Consider the following 19635-nt stretch of genomic DNA (forward strand, 5'->3'; position numbering starts at 1 on the left):
AGCCCGCGCCCTGGCCTTTACGGGTACAGCGGTTCTACGGGTACAGCAGCTGAATCACACGCCGCTCTGCAGCAGCATGTTACGTACGTGACCGATGGCCTTAGTCGGGTTCAGGCCTTTCGGGCAGACGTTGACGCAGTTCATGATCCCGCGGCAGCGGAATACGCTGAACGGGTCATCCAGTGCAGCCAGACGCTCGGACGTCTTGGTGTCACGGCTGTCTGCCAGGAAGCGGTACGCTTGCAGCAGGGCGGCCGGGCCCAGGAACTTGTCCGGGTTCCACCAGAAGGATGGGCACGAGGTCGAGCAGCAAGCGCACAGGATGCACTCGTACAGACCGTCGAGCTTTTCACGCTCTTCCGGAGACTGCAGACGTTCGATGGCCGGAGCCGGCGTATCGTTCTGCAGGTATGGCTTCACCTTCTCGTATTGCTTGTAGAAGATGCTCATATCGACGACCAGGTCACGGATAACCGGCAAACCAGGCAGCGGACGAACGATCAGCTTGTTGCCCTTGACCACGGCAGACAGCGGCGTGATGCAGGCCAGGCCGTTCTTGCCGTTGATGTTCATGCCGTCGGAGCCGCAAACGCCCTCACGGCAAGAGCGACGATAGGAGAAACCCTCGTCCTGCTCTTTGATCAGGGCCAGCACGTCCAGCACCATCAGGTCTTTACCACCGGTATCGACCTGGAAATCCTGCATGAACGGCGCAGCGTCCTGATCAGGGTTGTAGCGATAAACACTGACTTGCAACATAGCGGTCACCCTTAATAAGTCCGGACTTTTGGTTCGAAAGTCGGAACAGTCTTCGGCGAGAAGTTCACGGCACGCTTGGCGACGCGTTTTTCACCCGGGAAGTACAAGGTGTGGCACAGCCAGTTTTCGTCGTCACGGTCTTCGAAGTCTTCGCGAGCGTGGGCACCACGAGACTCTTTACGCACTTCTGCGGCGATGGCGGTGGCTTCGGCCACTTCCAGCAGGTTCTGCAGTTCCAGCGCTTCGATACGGGCAGTGTTGAACGCCTGCGACTTATCGTTGATCTTCACGTTGGCGATTCGCTCACGCAATTGCGCCAGCTGGGCAATACCCTTCTGCATGTATTCGCCGGTACGGAATACACCGAAGTAGTTCTGCATGCAGTTTTGCAACTCGCGACGCAGGGTCGCCACGTCTTCGCCTTCGTTACGCTCGTTCAGAGCGGACAGACGCGCCAGGGCGGCTTCGATGTTGGCGTCGGTGGCATCGTCATATTCGATACCGTCGGACAGCGCTTTTTCCAGGTGCAGGCCGGCAGCACGACCGAAGACCACCAGGTCGAGCAACGAGTTGCCGCCCAGGCGGTTGGCACCGTGGACCGATACGCACGCCACTTCACCCACTGCGAACAGGCCAGGGATGATTTCGTCCACGCCTTCGGCGTTCTGGGTGATCGCCTGGCCGTGAATGTTGGTGGCAACGCCGCCCATCATATAGTGGCAGGTTGGAACCACTGGAACTGGCGCGACGACCGGGTCGACGTGAGCGAAGGTCTTGGACAGTTCGCAAATGCCTGGCAGGCGGCTGTGCAGCACTTCCTCGCCCAGGTGGTCGAGCTTGAGCATCACGTGGTCGCCATTCGGACCGCAACCGTTGCCAGCGATGATCTCTTTAACCATCGAACGGGCAACCACGTCACGACCGGCAAGGTCCTTGGCGTTCGGAGCATAACGCTCCATGAAACGCTCGCCGTGCTTGTTGATCAGGTAACCACCTTCACCACGGCAACCTTCGGTCACCAGTACACCGGCGCCGGCGATGCCGGTCGGGTGGAACTGCCACATTTCGATGTCTTGTACCGGCACGCCAGCACGCAGGGCCATGCCGACGCCGTCACCGGTGTTGATCAGGGCATTGGTGGTGGATGCGTAGATACGGCCTGCACCGCCGGTCGCCAGTACGGTGGCCTTGGCGCGGATGTAGGTGGTTTCGCCGGTTTCGATGCAGATCGCGATCACACCGACGAAGGCGCCGTCCTGGTTCTTCACCAGGTCAACGGCGTAGTACTCGTTCAGGAACGTGGTACCGGCTTTCAGGTTGCCCTGGTACAGGGTGTGCAGCAGTGCGTGACCGGTACGGTCGGACGCCGCGCAAGTACGCGCAGCCTGGCCGCCCTTGCCGTAGTCCTTGGACTGGCCACCGAACGGACGCTGATAGATACGACCCTGCTCGGTACGCGAGAACGGCATACCCATGTGGTCCAGCTCGAACACCGCGGCCGGGCCTTCCTGACACATGTATTCGATAGCGTCCTGGTCACCGATGTAGTCGGAACCCTTGACGGTATCGTACATGTGCCAGCGCCAGTCATCGTTCGGGTCGGCCGAAGCGATGGCGCAGGTGATGCCGCCCTGGGCGGAAACAGTGTGCGAACGCGTCGGGAAAACCTTGGTGATCACGGCAGTCTTGTGACCGCCCTGTGCCAGTTGCAGCGCTGCGCGCATGCCGGCACCGCCACCACCAATGATGATGGCGTCGAAAGAAATAGTTGGAATGTTAGCCATGGATCAGATACCCCAGAGAATCTGCACACCCCAGACGAAGTAAGCGAACATCGCGACGCCGCATACTGCCTGGAAGAGGAAACGTACGGCAGTCGCCGACTTGCCGAACGCCATTGGCGTCAGGTAGTCGGTCGCGATGGTCCACATGCCGACCCAGGCGTGAGCGCCCAGTGCGACAAGTGCCAGCAGACTGAAGATACGCATCCAGTTGTTTGCGAACAGTTCATGCCATTGGGCGTAGCCCAGGCCTGGGTTTGCTACGACATATCCGATCAGGAAGATGAAGTAAGCCGCGAGAACGACCGCAGACACACGCTGCGCCATCCAGTCATAGAGGCCCGAACGCGAAAGGTTCGTGACGTTGGTTACCATATCCAGACTCCTGCCAGAACGATCAGCACCGCAGACACGGCGATAATGATTTTCGAGCCCAGCTTGCCGCCTTCCAGCGTCTCACCGATGCCCATGTCCATGATCAAGTGGCGCACACCGGCAACCAAGTGATACAGCAAGGCGGACAGGATGCCCCAAATCACTAGCTTGGCTAGCGGACTGGTCAGACACGCTTTCACCTGACCGAAGCCTTCTTCCGAATCGAGCGACTTGTCCAATGCATAAAGCATGATGGCCAGGCTGACGAAGAGAATGACACCGGAAATACGGTGAAGAATGGACGTGTAAGCAGTGACTGGGAGTTTGATGGTCCTTAGGTCTAGGTTTACAGGTCGTTGGCTTTTCACGGCTTTTTTTTCACACTGAAGAGCCCCTAACAATCAGGGCAAAGTTGTTGGGGCGCGCACTGGTCAGGTACTCACCACCCAGGGAGTGACGACCCCCAAGAAAGCAGGCCCAAAAGCCCCTGGCGGTCGGTGGCCGAGTATAGACAGTTAGGCTACTAATGACAACGCGTTCACCTTCCCCTAATAGCGCATTGCACATATGAGGCAAAAGGCGTAAACGGCAGGCAATTTCGCGGAAAAAGTCCGGTTAAAGCCTTCTGGAGCAAGACTTTAGGCAAATTGACTTTCGAATTTATCTCACTATAGTGGTGCGGGCCCTGCGTGGGGGGTCTGTCTGATGATTTCAAGCATTAATAGGAGGCCACATGGCTGACAAAAAAGCGCAGTTGATCATCGAGGGCGCAGCCCCCGTCGAGCTGCCCATTTTAACCGGCACCGTTGGTCCCGATGTAATCGACGTACGGGGCCTGACGGCCACGGGCCGTTTCACCTTCGACCCAGGTTTCATGTCGACCGCCTCGTGCGAGTCGAAAATCACCTATATCGACGGCGACAACGGCATCCTGCTGCACCGCGGCTACCCGATCGAGCAACTGGCTGAAAAATCGGACTACCTGGAAACCTGCTACCTGCTGCTCAATGGCGAGCTGCCAACCGCAGAGCAAAAGGCCCAGTTCGTCAGCACCGTGAAGAACCACACCATGGTTCACGAGCAGTTGAAGACCTTCTTCAACGGCTTCCGTCGCGATGCCCACCCGATGGCCGTCATGTGCGGCGTTGTCGGCGCCCTCTCGGCCTTCTACCACGACTCCCTGGACATCAATAACCCCCAGCATCGCGAGATCTCGGCGATCCGCCTGGTGGCGAAGATGCCGACCCTGGCAGCCATGGTCTACAAGTACTCCATGGGCCAGCCCATGATGTACCCGCGCAACGACCTGACCTATGCAGAGAACTTCCTGCATATGATGTTCAACACCCCGTGCGAGATCAAACCGATCAGCCCGGTGCTCGCCAAGGCCATGGACCGGATCTTCATCCTCCATGCCGACCACGAGCAGAACGCCTCCACGTCCACCGTGCGCCTGGCCGGCTCCTCGGGTGCCAACCCGTTTGCCTGTATCGCTGCCGGTATCGCCGCACTCTGGGGCCCAGCCCACGGCGGTGCCAACGAAGCGGTACTGACCATGCTCGATGAAATCGGTGATGTCTCGAACATCGACAAGTTCATCGCCAAGGCCAAGGACAAGAACGATCCGTTCAAACTGATGGGCTTCGGTCACCGGGTCTACAAGAACCGCGACCCTCGCGCCACCGTCATGAAGCAGACCTGCGACGAAGTGCTCAAGGAACTGGGGATCAAGAATGATCCGCAACTCGAACTGGCCATGCGCCTGGAAGAGATCGCCCTGACCGATCCGTACTTCATCGAGCGCTCGCTGTACCCGAACGTCGACTTCTACTCGGGGATCATCCTCAAGGCGATCGGCATTCCAACCAGCATGTTCACCGTGATCTTCGCCCTGGCGCGGACCGTGGGCTGGATCTCCCACTGGAAGGAAATGCTCTCCAGCCCGTACAAGATCGGCCGCCCGCGCCAGCTGTACACCGGCTACGAGTCGCGTGACCTCACCAAGCTGGAAGACCGCAAGTAAGGCCTGCCTTGCGATAGGTTCAAAGCGGTACTGAAACAGCCCCTGCTTCTTATATAAGAGCGGGGGCTGTTTTGTTTGGGCCTCTTTTCATCTGATCCGGAAGCTGTATTGGCTGACCCGACGCCATCGCGAGCAAGCTCGCTCCCACAGAGTGAACGCATTCCAAGGTGGGAGCGGGCTTGCTCGCGAAGGCGTCATTACTCCCATCACCGTTATCGCGCACAAAAAAATACCCCAGCCTCTCGACCGGGGTATTTCTTCAAACACAACGCTTACAGCTTACTGGCGCATCAGTGGCTAACCGCCCCACTCGCCCCCAGGCCAGTCTGCGAACGCACGAACTGCGGGAAGAACAGCGCCCGCTCGTTTACCCCTTCAGCCGACTTGTCGGTGATGGAGAAGAACCAGATGCCGACGAAGGCGATGGCCATCGAGAACAGCGCCGGGTACTCATACGGGAAGATCGCCTTCTCGTGACCCATGATCTGCACCCAGATGGTCGGACCAAGCACCATCAGGCCCACGGCACTGACCAGGCCCAACCAGCCGCCAATCATGGCGCCACGGGTGGTCAGCTTTTTCCAATACATCGAAAGCAGCAGTACCGGGAAGTTGCAGCTCGCCGCGATGGAGAACGCCAGGCCCACCATGAACGCGATGTTCTGCTTCTCGAACAGGATGCCCAGGCCGATCGCCAGCACCGCCAGGGCGATGGTGGTGATTTTCGAGACGCGAATCTCGTCCTTCTCGTTGGCCTTGCCTTTCTTGATCACGCTGGCATACAGGTCATGGGACACCGCCGAGGCACCGGCCAGGGTCAGGCCCGCGACGACCGCCAGGATGGTGGCGAAGGCTACGGCCGAGATGAAGCCCAGGAAGATACTGCCGCCCACCGCGTTGGCCAGGTGCACCGCCGCCATGTTGTTGCCGCCAAGCAAGGCACCTGCCGCGTCCTTGAAGGCCGGGTTGGTGCTGACCAGCAGGATCGCGCCGAAGCCGATGATGAAGGTCAGGATGTAGAAGTAACCGATGAAGCCAGTGGCATACAGCACGCTCTTGCGCGCTTCCTTGGCGTCGCTCACGGTGAAGAAGCGCATCAGGATATGCGGCAGGCCAGCAGTACCGAACATCAGTGCCAGGCCCAGGGAGAAGGCCGAGACCGGATCCTTCACCAAGCCGCCAGGGCTCATGATCGCCTCGCCTTTAGGGTGCACCTTGATCGCTTCGGAAAACAGCATGTTGAAGTCGAAGTTGACGTGCTTCATGACCATCAGGGCCATGAACGATGCGCCCGACAGCAACAGCACCGCCTTGATGATCTGTACCCAAGTGGTAGCCAACATGCCGCCGAACAGCACATAAAGGCACATCAGGATACCCACCAGGACCACCGCGACGTGATAGTCCAGGCCGAACAGCAACTGGATCAGCTTGCCGGCACCGACCATTTGCGCGATCAGGTAGAACGCCACCACGACCAGCGAGCCGCAGGCGGACAGACTGCGGATCTGGGTTTGCCCCAGGCGATAGGACGCCACGTCGGCAAAGGTGTATTTACCCAGGTTGCGCAAGCGTTCAGCGATCAGGAACAGAATGATCGGCCAGCCCACCAGGAAGCCGATCGAGTAGATCAGGCCGTCGTAGCCGGAGGCGAACACCAGTGCGGAGATCCCCAGGAAGGACGCCGCCGACATGTAGTCGCCCGCGATGGCCAAGCCATTCTGGAAGCCGGTGATCTTGCCACCCGCTGCATAGTAGTCGGCCGCCGAATTGTTTTTCTTGGACGCCCAGTAGGTGATATATAAAGTCGCGCCGACGAAGACCACGAACATCAGGATAGCCGCGACGTTGAGGGGCTGTTTCTGCACGGCACCGGTAAGGGCTTCAGCCGCCCAGGCGCCCGGGGCGAACGCCGCGATGCTCAAAAGAGCCAGTAGACGCCGGATCATTGCTGAGCCTCCTTGAGAATCGCATTGTTCAGGTCGTCGAACTCGCCGTTGGCGCGCCGTACGTAGATGCCGGTCAGGACGAAGGCCGAGACAATCAGGCCGACACCGATGGGAATGCCCCAGGTGATGGTGGACTCAGGCGATATCTTGGCCCCGAGAATGTGTGGCCCGTAGGCGATCAGAAGAATGAAGCCGGAATACAGCCCAAGCATGATCGCCGAGAGAATCCAGGCGAACTTTTCTCTTTTTCTCACCAGCTCCTTGAAGCGCGGGCTGTTTTGAATAGAGAGGTAAATGCTGTCGTTCATTGTTTTTATCCTCGCAGCACAGATTTAATTGGAACGACCCTACTCTATGCGGCTCAAGGCCAGGTTCCAGACGACCTTAGTATTAGAACGATATGACAGCGCTGCCCGTTTCCCGCACATTTGCGCAATGACCTCTGTGGGAGCGGGCTTGCTCGCGAATGCAGAGTGTCAGTCAACACATGGTTAACTGACAAAACGCCTTCGCGAGCAAGCCCGCTCCCACAGGGACTTGCGCAAGACTAAGAATCCGCACGCACAAAAAAACCGCATGACGCAAGGTCATGCGGTTTTTCGCAACAGCTAAACCAGGCTGATTACTTGCCGGTCCACTCCTTTACGCGATCCGGGTGCTTGGCAACCCAGTCCTTGGCAGCGGCGTCAGGCTTGGCACCCTCCTGGATCGCCAGCATGACTTCGCCGATTTCGTCTTTCGAAGCCCATTGGAATTTCTTCAGGAACGCGACCACTTCCGGCGCCTTGGCCTCCAGCTCTTTGCTGCCGATGCTGTTCACAGTTTCAGCCGCGCCATAGATGCCTTTCGGGTCTTCCAAAAAGCGCAGTTTCCACTTGGCGAACATCCAGTGCGGCACCCAACCGGTGACGGCGATGGATTCGTTTTTCTTCTCGGCACGGGTCAGCTCGGCGATCATGCCGGCACCGGAACTGGCCTTGAGTTGATAGCCGGTCAGGTCGTAATCCTTGATTGCCTGTTCGGTCTTGAGCATCACACCTGAACCGGCGTCGATGCCAACGATGCGCTTCTTGAAGGAGTCGTCGGTTTTCAGATCCTCGATCGACTTGGCCTTGACGTACTCCGGCACGATCAGGCCGATTTTTGCGTCCTTGAAATTGGGGCCGTAGTCGACCACCTGGTCCTTGTTCTTCGTCCAATAGTCGCCGTGAGTCACCGGCAGCCAGGCCGAAAGCATCGCGTCGAGTTTACCGGTGGCCACGCCCTGCCACATGATCCCGGTCGCGACCGCTTGCAGCTTCACGTCGTAGCCAAGCTTCTGCTGGATGACTTCGGCGGCCACGTGAGTGGTCGCGACACTGTCGGACCAGCCGTCAACGTAACCGATGCTCAAGGTTTTGTTTTCGGCACTGGCCAAGGTGGAGCTGATCGCCAGCACCAGTGCGGCACCTGCGCCCAAGAGTCGTCGCATCTTCATCGTTACTTCCCCGAAAGTGCTGCGCCCGGCGGATGTCGGGCAGCGTGAACGTATTGTTATGGTGCACAGCGCCCCCATCACGCTCGCCTGCAAACCGGTTCGAACGCCAGTGGAGTACTGACTCGTTGATCATCAACCTGCGCTGATCTGGAACCTGCTCTGCCTGCGACGTTGAAGCAACGAGAAACGACATCAGAAAGCCATTAACTGCGTTCGAGAAAGTACTCTAGGGAAAAGATGCGGTCTGTGGTATCGCGAAGCTGAGTGCGGGTTGCCAGGAGCAGGGTTTGGCGAGCCGGCCGGCCAAGCTATAAAAAGCCTGCTCCCATGCTGAGGAGCAGGCATTGCGATAGGTGAGCAACAACTGGCCACTGATTAATGACTTAGTATCACCCGACGAGGTACGGATACTGTCCGGTACGTCTTTTTAGGGTGATACCTCTGCCACGCCGGCAAGTTGAAAAATTCAGACTGCGGCACCTCTCGATTCGCTAAAAAAAACCTCGCATTTTTTTGCACTTCTGGGGTACCCCGGCGCCTGTACAAATACCTGATTTCAGAAGCTGTAACGCTGGTCCCGGCATCTGGCTTTTTCGAAACGATATCATCCAAAGTCTCCATCAGACCGTCGATTGCAAAAAGCACCTGTTTGTTGCGCTGAAAAATTTGAAACTCCAACCCCGCCTTACTTGAGCGACGCCACATAGGAACATTTATCTGAAAAAAGTTTCCAACCCCTTTCTCATCCTTCTGAAAATACCGATTTGTCATTGCAAATTTCTTATAAGCAATACCACGATGAAAATCAATCAATTCCGCCTTGATTTGGTCATTCGTATTATAAACACCTGCCGTCACCGTCGGCCCAAACGCTGCGTCGGTCAAATCATTCTGTTTTAACACGTTGCGTTTTTTTTCAACCGAGAATTTTCCGAGTTTTCTATTCCAAGACACCTCCCATGAAAACTCCTTGAATCCAGCCCTATTCAAAGCTTTCAGAGCAAAGTCACGAGGCTCACGCAACCCAAACAAGATATCGCCCGACTCAAAAGTAGCTACCAACTTAGCGTAGTCCTGACTATCCTCGTTCACAGAGACCAACTGTAATCCCTGATCATCAAAAAACGTTACAGGATTATTTGCAACCATCCGGTACAAATTCAAGCCATCCGCTACCCCATCCGGATCCGGGCTCAGCCATTGACACCACCAAGGCATGTAATATCTAAATCCGTAATAATATAATCCGGTCGAGTCCAACTCCTTGCCTGAATAGCGCATTGTCTTGCTGTTCGCCTTAACCCTATCGCTTCCCGCCCACCAAGCTGTACAACCGTAGCTGTAAAAAACCTCCTCGCTTATTATCGCTCCATCGTCATCCAACTCGATGCAGTTTGACCCAACCAGATCAATCAGCGAGTATCGACAATAAATTATATCTTGCCCGTTCCGCTGATCGACTCGCTGTACCATACGAATATCACATAGCCCCGCTGCTGCGCTGACGACATCTATTTCCTCATCAAGACCGGATCGAATTTCCAGCGTGTCCAAATAACGCGTTTCCGAGCGATTCCTTAACTGCCCAGTTGCTACCGATCCGATTTTTCTTCGCCGTTGCCCCCTATCATCGTAGACATAAATTTCCGAGTCATTTGCCGAGCCTAAATGGCTCGTCCGCTGGAATTTTTTAAGCTGATTTCGCTCATCCCATCCCAGCGTTTGCCCAGGAAACAGCAGACGCTTATTACCGTTCAAGTCATGCGCCAAAGCGATCTCTTCTTCAGTCGGCAATTCTCCGTCGATTTTTTCAGAGAGCGAGCGATTACTATATTTCGATACGCCCATCCGTTGAGTGCGGCTTCCCAGCGCCGCACAACGAAGCAGCTTTACAAGATTACCACCCGAGTCGTAGCTAAAAACCTCAGTGTAATTTTCCAACTGACTCGGATCAGCTGGAGATTGAAAGTCAGGAAAACAAGACCCGACACCGCCACCGATGACTTGCCAACCGGTAGCGCAAATCAACTGATAGAGCGTGTCATAACAGAAGGTTCTAACTGGTTCGATTTTCTGGTTACGGAAGTAGCGAACGGGTAACGCCCTGTCCTCTATAGATATTATGTTTCCCACGCGATCATAGCGATAAATTAGATGCTGTAAAGTACAGCGCTCCGGCCGATAGGATTTCAACTCTTCCAACCTTCCATCTATCGGACAATAAACTGCGGAACAAACCACTCCATTTGCTAAAGTCTGCTGGACAACCTTGTTTGCAGCATTATAAAGAACATCCCCCACAACCTTTTTAACTGGCCCATCCGGCTGCATGATCAACCTTATTCCGGCAAGCTGACCGCCCACTGTATATTCAAACAGCCGCACATGTTTTCTAGCATCAATTTCGCAGACCAGCTGTGATACAGCGTTGTAAAGAGACAAGGTCGTGCTGCCCTCGCCTTTCTCATGAAGCTGATCACGCTCAGACTCTAGGGCGGGCCAATGCGGTTGCTCTATGCTATCCAGAAAATGCCGAGTGCTTTCAAGCCTATCGCCTTGCAGGGAATATGATCGAGAGAAAACTGTCCCGGCACCATCATCAACTCTAATTATTCTTCCGCCTTGATTAAATCTAACAAACGCTTCATCACTGCCGCCGTATGAGTAAAAAATACTATTTCTTGGACCTTCGTCAATTTGTTTCACAGACTCTTTTACCGGGCGTAGCTGATTGTCGTATTCAACTTTCACATGCGTGAAGTTGCTGTCCCAACGGTGACACTGCTGGCCAGCGACGCCTGAGAGATACAAGCGGATCCCGGCATCAACACTATTAATTAGCAAGGCCTGCCCCGAAAGACTGTACACATTCTGAATATTCGGCGAAATATCAGGTTCCAATTCCATAAGCTTAAACAGCCGAGGGTCGTACTGTTTTATACTTCGCCCAGCACAATTATTGACTTGATAGGTCACTCGCTTTTCGAGAGGATCCGCAGCTGCCGTGCGATGATAGGCTGTTGAACGAACAGTCAGACGGCGTGAATCGAATACAGTCAATGTTGGCGTTCGCGAGTGCATGGCGGTATCTCCCCAGGAGGACAGTCCCAACGACGCACACACATTTAATGCCCGAAAATGAATATTTCAACTGTCAGAAATAACAGGTCCGTTAATGAAAACTCCCAGACAGTAGATTTCGCTCAAATTTCGCATGCTTGATCAGGCTAGCCGGCAGATCACTAGCCACCACCACGGCCCTGCGTGTATCGTCCCGCTACTCTTGCACCCCGTTCGCGCTTGTTTTGCGGCGATCATGGCACTTGGCTTCACTTCAGTGGTCATAGCCTGCGAACCTCATTCGGCAACATCCTTTAAGGGATCCAGTCATGCTCCGTTCCTTGCGCTTCGCTGCCCTTCTCGGCGGCCTTATCCTGAGTGCGTCCGCGCTGGCGGTGGATATTGACGCCGCCAGCTATGGCTACCCCTTGACCAACCCATTCGAGGCGACGATCGCCACCACGCCGCCGGACCTGCGTCCGGAGCTGCCGCTGAATGAGGACATCAACCAGTCCGATCACACCGTCAAGCTGCGCCCCGAACGGGAGTTCATCCTGCCGGACAATTTCTGGCCGGTGAAAAGCCTGACCTACCGCATGGCCACCCAGGACAAACCGGCGCCGCTGATCTTCCTGATTGCAGGTACGGGTGCCCGGTATGACAGCACACTCAACGAATATCTCAAGCGCCTCTACTACAAGGCCGGCTACCACGTGGTGCAGTTGTCCTCGCCCACCAGCTTCGACTTCATGAGCGCCGCTTCGCGCTTCGCCACGCCAGGCATTTCCAAGGAAGACGCAGAAGACATGTACCGGGTGATGCAAGCCGTGCGTGCGCAAAACCCCAAGCTGCCGGTGACCGAGTACTACCTGACCGGCTACAGCCTCGGCGCCCTGGACGCGGCCTTCGTCGCACACCTGGACGAAACCCGGCGCAGCTTCAATTTCAAGAAGGTGCTGCTGCTCAACCCGCCGGTGAACCTCTACACCTCGATCACCAACCTGGACAAACTGGTCCAGACCGAGGTCAAGGGCATCAACAACACCACCACCTTCTACGAGCTGGTGCTCAACAAGCTGACGCGCTACTTCCAGCAAAAAGGCTACATCGACCTCAACGATGCCCTGCTCTACGATTTCCAGCAGTCCAGGCAACACCTGAGCAACGAGCAGATGGCCATGTTGATCGGCACCTCTTTCCGTTTCTCAGCGGCCGACATCGCGTTCACCTCTGACCTGATCAACCGGCGCGGCCTGATCATCCCACCCAAGTTCCCGATTACCGAAAGCACCAGCCTGACGCCGTTCCTCAAACGTGCGCTGCAATGCGATTTCGACTGCTACCTCACCGAGCAGGTGATCCCGATGTGGCGCGCGCGCACTGACGGCGGCAGCCTGTTGCAATTGATCGACCAGGTCAGCCTTTACGCACTGAAGGATTACCTGCACGACAGCCCGAAGATTGCCGTCATGCACAATGCCGACGACGTCATTCTCGGCCCGGGCGACCTGGGCTTCCTGCGCAAGACCTTTGGCGATCGCCTGACGGTTTACCCACTGGGCGGCCACTGCGGCAACCTTAACTACCGCGTCAACAGCGACGCCATGCTGGAGTTCTTCCGTGGCTAAATATCTGCTGCTTATCGCTGCGTTAATGAGTGCGGGCATGGTCCAAGCCGACAACAGCAAGGCCAATGCGCCAGTGGTGGTGGACTCCGACGGTTTCAAGGAACCGTTGAGCAAGCTCAAGTTCAACCCGGGCCTGGACCAGCGCGAGTTCGAGCGCTCGACCCTCAACGCCCTGAACGTCTATGACCCGCTGGAATCCTGGAACCGCCGCGTCTACCACTTCAACTACCGCTTCGACCAATGGGTATTCCTGCCCGTTGTCGACGGCTACCGCTACATCACGCCAAGCTTCGTGCGCACCGGGGTCAGCAATTTCTTCAATAACCTGGGGGACGTGCCAAACCTGATGAACAGCTTGCTGCAATTCAAGGGCAAGCGTTCGATGGAAACCACGGCGCGCCTGCTGCTCAACACCACCGTCGGCATCGCCGGCCTATGGGACCCGGCCACCGCCATGGGCCTGCCGCGCCAGAACGAAGATTTCGGCCAGACCCTGGGCTTCTATGGCGTGCCAGGCGGCGCCTACTTCGTGTTGCCGATCTTCGGCCCGTCGAACCTGCGCGACACCTCAGGGCTGCTGGTGGACTACACAGCCGAATCGGCAATCAACTACCTGAACGTCTCTGAAGTCAGTTCCAACCACCCTGAGTTGCTGCTTCTGCGCGGCGTCGACAAGCGCTACCAGACCAGTTTCCGCTATGGGCAACTGAATTCACCGTTCGAATATGAAAAGGTGCGCTACGTGTACACCGAGTCGCGTAAGTTGCAGATTGCCGAGTAGACGCCTGATCCAAGAAAAAGGCCATTCGATTCTCACCGGATGGCCTTTTTCTATTGCGAATGTCTACGCGTCGAACCTCATTCAGCTGTCCGCTACCTGCCGTTCCAACGGGTCCAAGCCGTAATTGTTAGGCCCTTTCGTACCGCTTGCCGCCAAGCTGATAAGGACGATGAACGGGCCAACCAATGGCACCGCCCCCCAGAAAACATTCAGCCCGCTTTTGTTCATGTCGTGATAACGTCGCCAGATAACAGCCAACCGAGGGCACGCTGTCAGGAGGCAATAGATGGGGTACAACAATAGATAATAAATTTCTTTATTCAATCCAGTGGCGATACCAAATCCGAAAAAAAGCAGCCCCAAGCAAAACTCGAACAAAAAGAACATCCAGTATTCTTTTCTGCTGGCACGCCCTCTAAAAGTTGCGTACTGCCGCAACACTTGCCAATACCATTTCATCAAACGCTCCCTTCACTGACGGAAAATGTATTTGAGCCACTACCGGCCAAATAGCGCGAGGGAGTTTATAAAAGCCTTCCATCGGCAAACGTAGGAAAAGCCTGAAAGTGCTGTCTTAAAAGACAACGCTTCAGCCTCTCAAGGCTTTCCAGACCTTACCCACCACCATTACACCCGCCAACACCACTGCCCCCGCCACGATTCCTGCCACCGCATTGAGCAACATTGGCACGATAAACCCGGCACCGCCGGCACTGGCCGTCACGCCTTCTATCCAGTGATGCACCACCGGCACGCCGTGGGTCAGGATGCCACCACCCACCAGGAACATCGCCGCCGTGCCGATCACCGACAGACCTTTCATCATGTAGGGCGCTGCACTCAGGATGGCGCCGCCAATGCTTTTGGCGGCCTGGCCTGGCTTCTGCGTCAACCAGAGCCCCAGGTCATCAAGCTTGACGATCCCGGCCACCAGGCCATAGACCCCAATGGTCATGACGATGGCGATGCCCGACAGGACGATCACCTGTTGGGTCAGTGCCGCGTCGGCAACGGTGCCGAGGGTGATGGCGATGATTTCCGCCGACAGAATGAAGTCGGTGCGTACCGCGCCCTTGATCTTGTCCTTTTCAAAGGCCACCAGGTCGACCGCCGGGTCAGCCACGGCCTCGACCAGTTGCGCATGTTCGGCCTGGTCTTCGGCCGGGCTGTGAAGGAATTTGTGGGCCAGTTTTTCGAACCCTTCGAAACACAGATAGGCGCCGCCCACCATCAACAACGGCGTCACCAACCAAGGGACAAAGGCGCTGATCGCCAGCGCCGACGGCACCAGGATCAACTTGTTGATGAACGAACCCTTGGCCACCGCCCACACCACCGGCAGTTCCCGCTCGGCACGCACACCAGAGACTTGCTGGGCATTGAGCGCCAAGTCATCGCCGAGCACGCCAGCGGTCTTCTTGGCGGCCATCTTGGTCATCAACGCAACATCGTCGAGTACGGTGGCGATATCGTCGATCAGTACCAGCAAACTGCTTCCAGCCATGGAGAGGCTCCTTGAATAATCATGCCGCGCAGCATACCGCGAGCCGCGGCGCCTTGGGGCATTCTTGAGCGCCGCGCGAGGCCGGTGCTACCATGCGCCACCGCCAGAACAGGCAAGGAACCCCTGGGTTTATGAGCACTATCCGCGAGCGCAACAAAGCATTGATCCTGCGTGCCGCCAGCGAAGAATTTGCCGACAAGGGCTTCGCCGCGACCAAGACCAGCGACATCGCGGCCAAGGCAGGCCTGCCCAAACCCAACGTCTACTACTACTTCAAATCCAAGGAAAACCTCTACCGCGAGGTTCTGGAAAGCATCATCGAGCCGATTCTCCAGGCTTCGACACCGTTCAATGCCGACGGCGTGCCCGGTGAGGTACTGAGCCACTACATCCGTTCCAAGATCCGCATCTCCCGCGACCTGCCCTTCGCCTCGAAAGTCTTTGCCAGCGAAATCATGCACGGCGCCCCGCACCTGAGCCCCGATCTGGTGGAACAACTCAACGCCCAGGCCCGGCACAACATCGCCTGCATCCAGACCTGGATCGACCGCGGCCAAATCGCCCCCATCGACCCCAACCACCTGATGTTCAGCATCTGGGCCGCCACCCAGACCTATGCCGATTTCGACTGGCAGATCAGCGCCGTGACCGGCAAGGCGAAGCTCGATGAAGCGGATTACGAAGCGGCGGCGCAGACGATTATTCGGTTGGTGTTGAAGGGGTGTGAGCCAGACTGAAACACCGCAGTGCGCCCATTCGCGAGCAAGCCCGCTCCCACACTGGACTTGCGTCGTTCAGACATCATGTGTCCAACATCAGATCCTGTGGGAGCGAGCTTGCTCGCGAAGACGCCAGTCAATTCACCGCGAAATCAAACAGTAATCCCCACATCCGCCCTCAACTGCACCGCCTCCACAGCCCTGACCGCCACCTGCTCATCCACATCCGAAACATCACCACTGACACCAATCGCCCCCAACACCTTCCCATCTTGATCCTTGATCAATACCCCACCCGGTGCCGGTACGACGTTGCCCTGCCCCAGCCCATTCAATGCGGCGAAGAATGCCGGGCGTTGCTGGGCATCCTGGGCGAGCAGGCGTGAGCCTTTGCCCAGGGCGATGGCGCCCCAGGCCTTGCCGATGGCGATCTGCGGGCGAAGCAGGCTGGCGCCGTCTTCGCGCTGCAAGGCAACCAGGTGCCCGCCGCTGTCCAGGACCGCGACGGTCAGGGGTGCAGCGCTGATTTCACGACCGGCGGCAAGAGCTTGCCCCGCCAGGTTGACGGCAATTTTCAAGGTTAGAACGCTCATGGGTGCTGTCCTTCTTTTGTTATGGGAGAGCCTTGCGGGCATCACTTTCGGAAAAACCGAACACAACAAATAGAACACAACAATCATTATTTTTGTATACAATAATTTTCACAAAGCACCTTGATCGACGAAAGGCCACCGCAAAACCTGGCCTTCCGACGAATGAAACAGATGCTTGAGGAAATGGATTGACCTGCGCCGTTTGCCGTGAATACACTCTGCGCACAGCCACTTGTATACAATTACAAAACGTAAGAGGCACAAAATAATGAGCAAAATGAGAGCAATCGAAGCCGCCGTCCTGGTCATGCGCCGTGAAGGCGTGGACACCGCCTTCGGTATCCCGGGTGCCGCGATCAACCCGCTGTACTCCGCCCTGCAGAAGGTAGGGGGCATCGATCACGTCCTTGCTCGCCACGTAGAAGGCGCCTCGCACATGGCCGAGGGCTACACCCGGACCAAGGCCGGCAATATCGGGGTGTGCATCGGCACCTCGGGCCCGGCAGGCACCGACATGGTGACCGGGCTCTACAGCGCCTCGGCCGATTCGATCCCGATCCTGTGCATCACCGGGCAGGCCCCCCGTGCGCGTATGCACAAGGAAGACTTCCAGGCTGTGGACATCACCAGCATCGTCAAACCCGTGACCAAGTGGGCAACCACCGTGCTGGAGCCGGGCCAGGTGCCGTATGCCTTCCAAAAGGCGTTCTTTGAAATGCGCTCCGGCCGTCCGGGCCCGGTGCTGATCGACCTGCCGTTCGACGTGCAGATGGCCGAGATCGAGTTCGACATCGACGCCTACCAGCCACTTCCCCTGGCCAAGCCCGCGGCCAACCGCGTGCAGATCGAGAAAGCCCTGGCGATGCTCAATCAGGCTGAGCGTCCATTGTTGGTGGCCGGCGGCGGCATCATCAACGCCGATGCCAGCGAACTGCTGGTGGAGTTCGCCGAGCTGACCGGCATTCCCGTCATTCCCACCCTGATGGGCTGGGGCACCATCCCCGACGATCACCCGCTGATGGTCGGCATGGTCGGCCTGCAAACCTCCCATCGCTACGGCAACGCAACCTTGCTCAAGGCGGACGTGGTGCTGGGTGTCGGCAACCGCTGGGCCAACCGCCACACCGGTTCGGTGGACGTCTATACCGAAGGTCGCACGTTCATTCACGTGGACATCGAGCCGACCCAGATCGGCCGCGTCTTCACCCCCGACCTGGGCATCGTTTCCGACGCTGCCTCGGCCCTGACGGTGTTCATCGAAGTGGCCCGCGAATGGCAAGCCGCCGGCAAGCTGAAAAACCGCGACGCCTGGTTGCAAGATTGCCAACAGCGCAAGGCCAGCCTGCAGCGCAAGACCCACTTCGACAACGTGCCGGTCAAACCACAGCGCGTGTACGAAGAAATGAACCAAGTGTTCGGCAAGGACACCTGCTACGTCAGCACCATCGGCCTGTCACAGATCGCCGGGGCGCAGTTCCTGCACGTCTACAAGCCACGCCACTGGATCAACTGCGGCCAGGCCGGCCCCTTGGGCTGGACCATTCCGGCCGCGCTGGGGGTGGTCAAGGCCGATCCGAGCCGCAAGGTCGTGGCGCTGTCGGGCGACTATGATTTCCAGTTCATGATCGAAGAGCTGGCGGTGGGTGCGCAGTTCAAGCTGCCCTACATTCATGTCGTGGTGAACAACTCCTACCTGGGCTTGATTCGCCAGGCCCAGCGCGGGTTTGACATGGACTACTGTGTGCAGCTGTCCTTCGACAACCTCAATGCGCCGGAGCTCAACGGTTATGGCGTGGACCACATCGCCGTGGCCGAGGGCCTGGGGTGCAAGGCGCTGCGGGTGTTCGAACCGGCCGGTATCCAACCGGCGCTGCGCCAGGCCCAGGCGATGATCGAGGAATTCAAGGTGCCAGTGATCGTCGAGATCATTCTGGAGCGGGTCACCAACATTTCCATGGGCACCGAGATCAACGCCGTCAATGAGTTTGAAGACCTGGCGCTTGTGGGCAACGATGCACCGACCGCCATTTCGCTGCTCGACTGAGCTGACGGTTGCCTTACCTGTAGGAGCTGCCGAAGGCTGCGATCTTTTGATCTTTCGCTTAAATCTCAAGTGTCGATAGAAAGATCGCAGTCTCGCTTCGCTCGACAGCTCCTACGGGTCAGGACGCCATTTAATTTGTAGCAGGAGACCACCATGCCGCGTTTCGCCGCCAACCTGTCCATGCTGTTCACCGAGCAGGATTTCCTCGCCCGTTTCCAAGCCGCTGCCAAGGCCGGCTTCAGTGGCGTCGAGTACCTGTTCCCTTACGACTACAGCTCCGCCGAACTCAAGGCCTTGCTCGACGCCAACGGCCTGACCCAGGTGCTGTTCAACCTGCCGGCCGGTGACTGGGCCAAGGGCGAGCGTGGCATTGCCTGCCTGCCGGACCGGGTCGAGGAATTCCGCGCTGGTGTCGACCTGGCCATTGCCTACGCCCAAGTGCTGGGCAACACCCAGGTCAACTGCCTGGCCGGGATTCGCCCGCAGAACTGCAGTGAAACCCTGGTGGAAAAAACCTTCGTCGCCAACCTGAAATACGCCGCCGAAAAGCTGCAAGCCAACGGCATCAAGCTGGTGATGGAGGCCATCAACACCCGCGACATTCCCGGCTTTTACCTGAACAACACCGCCCAGGCCCTGTCGATCCGCGAGCAGGTGGGCAGCGCCAACCTGTTCCTGCAATACGACATCTACCACATGCAGATCATGGAAGGAGACCTGGCCAGGACCCTGTCGGCGCACCTGGGCGAGATCAACCATGTGCAACTGGCAGACAACCCGGGCCGCAACGAGCCGGGCACGGGCGAGATCAACTATCGATTCCTGTTCGAACACCTGGACCGCATCGGCTACACGGGTTGGGTCGGCTGCGAATACAAGCCGCTGACCACCACCGAAGCGGGATTGGGCTGGCTGAAAACCCATAACGCGATCTGACCCACC

General features: G+C 57.3%; 17 protein-coding genes. 6 read left to right on the forward strand and 11 right to left on the reverse strand.

Annotation, left to right across the window (positions count from 1 at the left end):
• Positions 1 to 54 precede the first annotated feature (54 nt).
• The 4 genes from GFU70_RS20470 to sdhC are packed head-to-tail and all read right to left on the reverse strand — an operon-like array spanning position 55 to position 3283.
• Positions 55 to 759, reverse strand: a complete 705-nt coding sequence (locus GFU70_RS20470; protein ID WP_018610098.1) for a succinate dehydrogenase iron-sulfur subunit — start codon at positions 757 to 759, stop codon at positions 55 to 57.
• Positions 760 to 770: 11 nt separating this feature from the next.
• Entirely contained in the window at positions 771 to 2543 is a 1773-nt protein-coding gene (gene sdhA / locus GFU70_RS20475) for a succinate dehydrogenase flavoprotein subunit (protein WP_058544646.1), read from the reverse strand.
• A gap of 3 nt (positions 2544 to 2546) precedes the next feature.
• Positions 2547 to 2915 (reverse strand): succinate dehydrogenase, hydrophobic membrane anchor protein, encoded by a 369-nt coding sequence (gene sdhD / locus GFU70_RS20480; RefSeq protein WP_003204438.1) that lies wholly within the window; start codon positions 2913 to 2915, stop codon positions 2547 to 2549.
• Positions 2909 to 3283, reverse strand: a complete 375-nt coding sequence (sdhC, locus tag GFU70_RS20485) for a succinate dehydrogenase, cytochrome b556 subunit (RefSeq protein WP_003179220.1) — start codon at positions 3281 to 3283, stop codon at positions 2909 to 2911. The genes sdhD and sdhC overlap by 7 nt, the downstream gene beginning before the upstream one ends.
• 365 nt (positions 3284 to 3648) lie before the next feature.
• On the opposite strand from sdhC, the gene gltA reads away from it, so the two are divergent.
• Positions 3649 to 4938 (forward strand): citrate synthase, encoded by a 1290-nt coding sequence (gltA, locus tag GFU70_RS20490; RefSeq protein WP_058544647.1) that lies wholly within the window; start codon positions 3649 to 3651, stop codon positions 4936 to 4938.
• Positions 4939 to 5228: 290 nt separating this feature from the next.
• Here gltA and GFU70_RS20495 read toward each other — a convergent pair whose 3' ends face one another.
• The 4 genes from GFU70_RS20495 to GFU70_RS20510 all read right to left on the reverse strand — a co-directional run bounded on the left by GFU70_RS20495 (position 5229) and on the right by GFU70_RS20510 (position 11445).
• A complete protein-coding gene (locus tag GFU70_RS20495; protein ID WP_058544648.1) occupies positions 5229 to 6887 on the reverse strand; it encodes a cation acetate symporter in 1659 nt (552 codons plus the stop codon).
• Entirely contained in the window at positions 6884 to 7195 is a 312-nt protein-coding gene (locus GFU70_RS20500) for a DUF485 domain-containing protein (RefSeq protein ID WP_058544649.1), read from the reverse strand. Before GFU70_RS20500 ends, GFU70_RS20495 begins: the two co-directional genes overlap by 4 nt.
• 314 nt (positions 7196 to 7509) lie before the next feature.
• A complete protein-coding gene (locus GFU70_RS20505; RefSeq protein ID WP_058543336.1) occupies positions 7510 to 8364 on the reverse strand; it encodes a glycine betaine ABC transporter substrate-binding protein in 855 nt (284 codons plus the stop codon).
• Between the two features lie 375 nt (positions 8365 to 8739).
• Positions 8740 to 11445: an RHS repeat-associated core domain-containing protein gene (locus GFU70_RS20510; protein WP_153388722.1), complete on the reverse strand. Its 2706-nt coding sequence runs from the start codon at positions 11443 to 11445 to the stop codon at positions 8740 to 8742.
• Between the two features lie 308 nt (positions 11446 to 11753).
• On the opposite strand from GFU70_RS20510, the gene GFU70_RS20515 reads away from it, so the two are divergent.
• Entirely contained in the window at positions 11754 to 13052 is a 1299-nt protein-coding gene (locus GFU70_RS20515; RefSeq protein WP_058543333.1) for a serine/threonine protein kinase, read from the forward strand.
• Positions 13045 to 13833: a VacJ family lipoprotein gene (locus GFU70_RS20520; protein WP_058543332.1), complete on the forward strand. Its 789-nt coding sequence runs from the start codon at positions 13045 to 13047 to the stop codon at positions 13831 to 13833. The genes GFU70_RS20515 and GFU70_RS20520 overlap by 8 nt, the downstream gene beginning before the upstream one ends.
• An 81-nt stretch (positions 13834 to 13914) precedes the next feature.
• Here GFU70_RS20520 and GFU70_RS20525 read toward each other — a convergent pair whose 3' ends face one another.
• Both GFU70_RS20525 and GFU70_RS20530 read right to left on the reverse strand, forming a co-directional pair.
• Positions 13915 to 14292 (reverse strand): DUF805 domain-containing protein, encoded by a 378-nt coding sequence (locus GFU70_RS20525; protein ID WP_116641532.1) that lies wholly within the window; start codon positions 14290 to 14292, stop codon positions 13915 to 13917.
• A 130-nt stretch (positions 14293 to 14422) separates the two neighbouring features.
• Complete coding sequence (locus GFU70_RS20530) at positions 14423 to 15337, reverse strand: DUF808 domain-containing protein (RefSeq protein ID WP_116641531.1); 915 nt, start codon at positions 15335 to 15337, stop codon at positions 14423 to 14425.
• Positions 15338 to 15468: 131 nt separating this feature from the next.
• On the opposite strand from GFU70_RS20530, the gene GFU70_RS20535 reads away from it, so the two are divergent.
• On the forward strand, positions 15469 to 16074 hold the full coding sequence (locus GFU70_RS20535; RefSeq protein ID WP_153388723.1) for a TetR/AcrR family transcriptional regulator: 606 nt from the start codon (positions 15469 to 15471) through the stop codon (positions 16072 to 16074).
• A 134-nt stretch (positions 16075 to 16208) separates the two neighbouring features.
• Here GFU70_RS20535 and GFU70_RS20540 read toward each other — a convergent pair whose 3' ends face one another.
• Positions 16209 to 16649 (reverse strand): GlcG/HbpS family heme-binding protein, encoded by a 441-nt coding sequence (locus GFU70_RS20540; RefSeq protein WP_058543327.1) that lies wholly within the window; start codon positions 16647 to 16649, stop codon positions 16209 to 16211.
• Positions 16650 to 16917: 268 nt separating this feature from the next.
• Here GFU70_RS20540 and gcl point away from each other — a divergent pair, with 268 nt between their 5' ends.
• Both gcl and hyi read left to right on the forward strand, forming a co-directional pair.
• A complete protein-coding gene (gene gcl / locus GFU70_RS20545; protein ID WP_153388724.1) occupies positions 16918 to 18693 on the forward strand; it encodes a glyoxylate carboligase in 1776 nt (591 codons plus the stop codon).
• Between the two features lie 153 nt (positions 18694 to 18846).
• Positions 18847 to 19629 (forward strand): hydroxypyruvate isomerase, encoded by a 783-nt coding sequence (gene hyi, locus GFU70_RS20550; RefSeq protein ID WP_058543325.1) that lies wholly within the window; start codon positions 18847 to 18849, stop codon positions 19627 to 19629.
• Positions 19630 to 19635: the final 6 nt, after the last annotated feature.

Origin of the sequence: Pseudomonas brassicacearum (assembly GCF_009601685.2) — a bacterium.
Classification (GTDB): domain Bacteria; phylum Pseudomonadota; class Gammaproteobacteria; order Pseudomonadales; family Pseudomonadaceae; genus Aquipseudomonas; species Aquipseudomonas kilonensis_B.

Bases quoted from the DNA above. Each gene is read 5' to 3' on its own strand.
- GFU70_RS20470 (WP_018610098.1), bottom strand. From the start codon at position 759: ATGTTGCAAGTCAGTGTTTATCGCTACAACCCTGATCAGGACGCTGCG.
- sdhA (WP_058544646.1), bottom strand. From the start codon at position 2,543: ATGGCTAACATTCCAACTATTTCTTTCGACGCCATCATCATTGGTGGT.
- sdhD (WP_003204438.1), bottom strand. From the start codon at position 2,915: ATGGTAACCAACGTCACGAACCTTTCGCGTTCGGGCCTCTATGACTGG.
- gltA (WP_058544647.1), top strand. From the start codon at position 3,649: ATGGCTGACAAAAAAGCGCAGTTGATCATCGAGGGCGCAGCCCCCGTC.
- GFU70_RS20495 (WP_058544648.1), bottom strand. From the start codon at position 6,887: ATGATCCGGCGTCTACTGGCTCTTTTGAGCATCGCGGCGTTCGCCCCG.
- GFU70_RS20500 (WP_058544649.1), bottom strand. From the start codon at position 7,195: ATGAACGACAGCATTTACCTCTCTATTCAAAACAGCCCGCGCTTCAAG.
- GFU70_RS20505 (WP_058543336.1), bottom strand. From the start codon at position 8,364: ATGAAGATGCGACGACTCTTGGGCGCAGGTGCCGCACTGGTGCTGGCG.
- GFU70_RS20510 (WP_153388722.1), bottom strand. From the start codon at position 11,445: ATGCACTCGCGAACGCCAACATTGACTGTATTCGATTCACGCCGTCTG.
- GFU70_RS20515 (WP_058543333.1), top strand. From the start codon at position 11,754: ATGCTCCGTTCCTTGCGCTTCGCTGCCCTTCTCGGCGGCCTTATCCTG.
- GFU70_RS20525 (WP_116641532.1), bottom strand. From the start codon at position 14,292: ATGAAATGGTATTGGCAAGTGTTGCGGCAGTACGCAACTTTTAGAGGG.
- GFU70_RS20530 (WP_116641531.1), bottom strand. From the start codon at position 15,337: ATGGCTGGAAGCAGTTTGCTGGTACTGATCGACGATATCGCCACCGTA.
- GFU70_RS20535 (WP_153388723.1), top strand. From the start codon at position 15,469: ATGAGCACTATCCGCGAGCGCAACAAAGCATTGATCCTGCGTGCCGCC.
- GFU70_RS20540 (WP_058543327.1), bottom strand. From the start codon at position 16,649: ATGAGCGTTCTAACCTTGAAAATTGCCGTCAACCTGGCGGGGCAAGCT.
- gcl (WP_153388724.1), top strand. From the start codon at position 16,918: ATGAGCAAAATGAGAGCAATCGAAGCCGCCGTCCTGGTCATGCGCCGT.
- hyi (WP_058543325.1), top strand. From the start codon at position 18,847: ATGCCGCGTTTCGCCGCCAACCTGTCCATGCTGTTCACCGAGCAGGAT.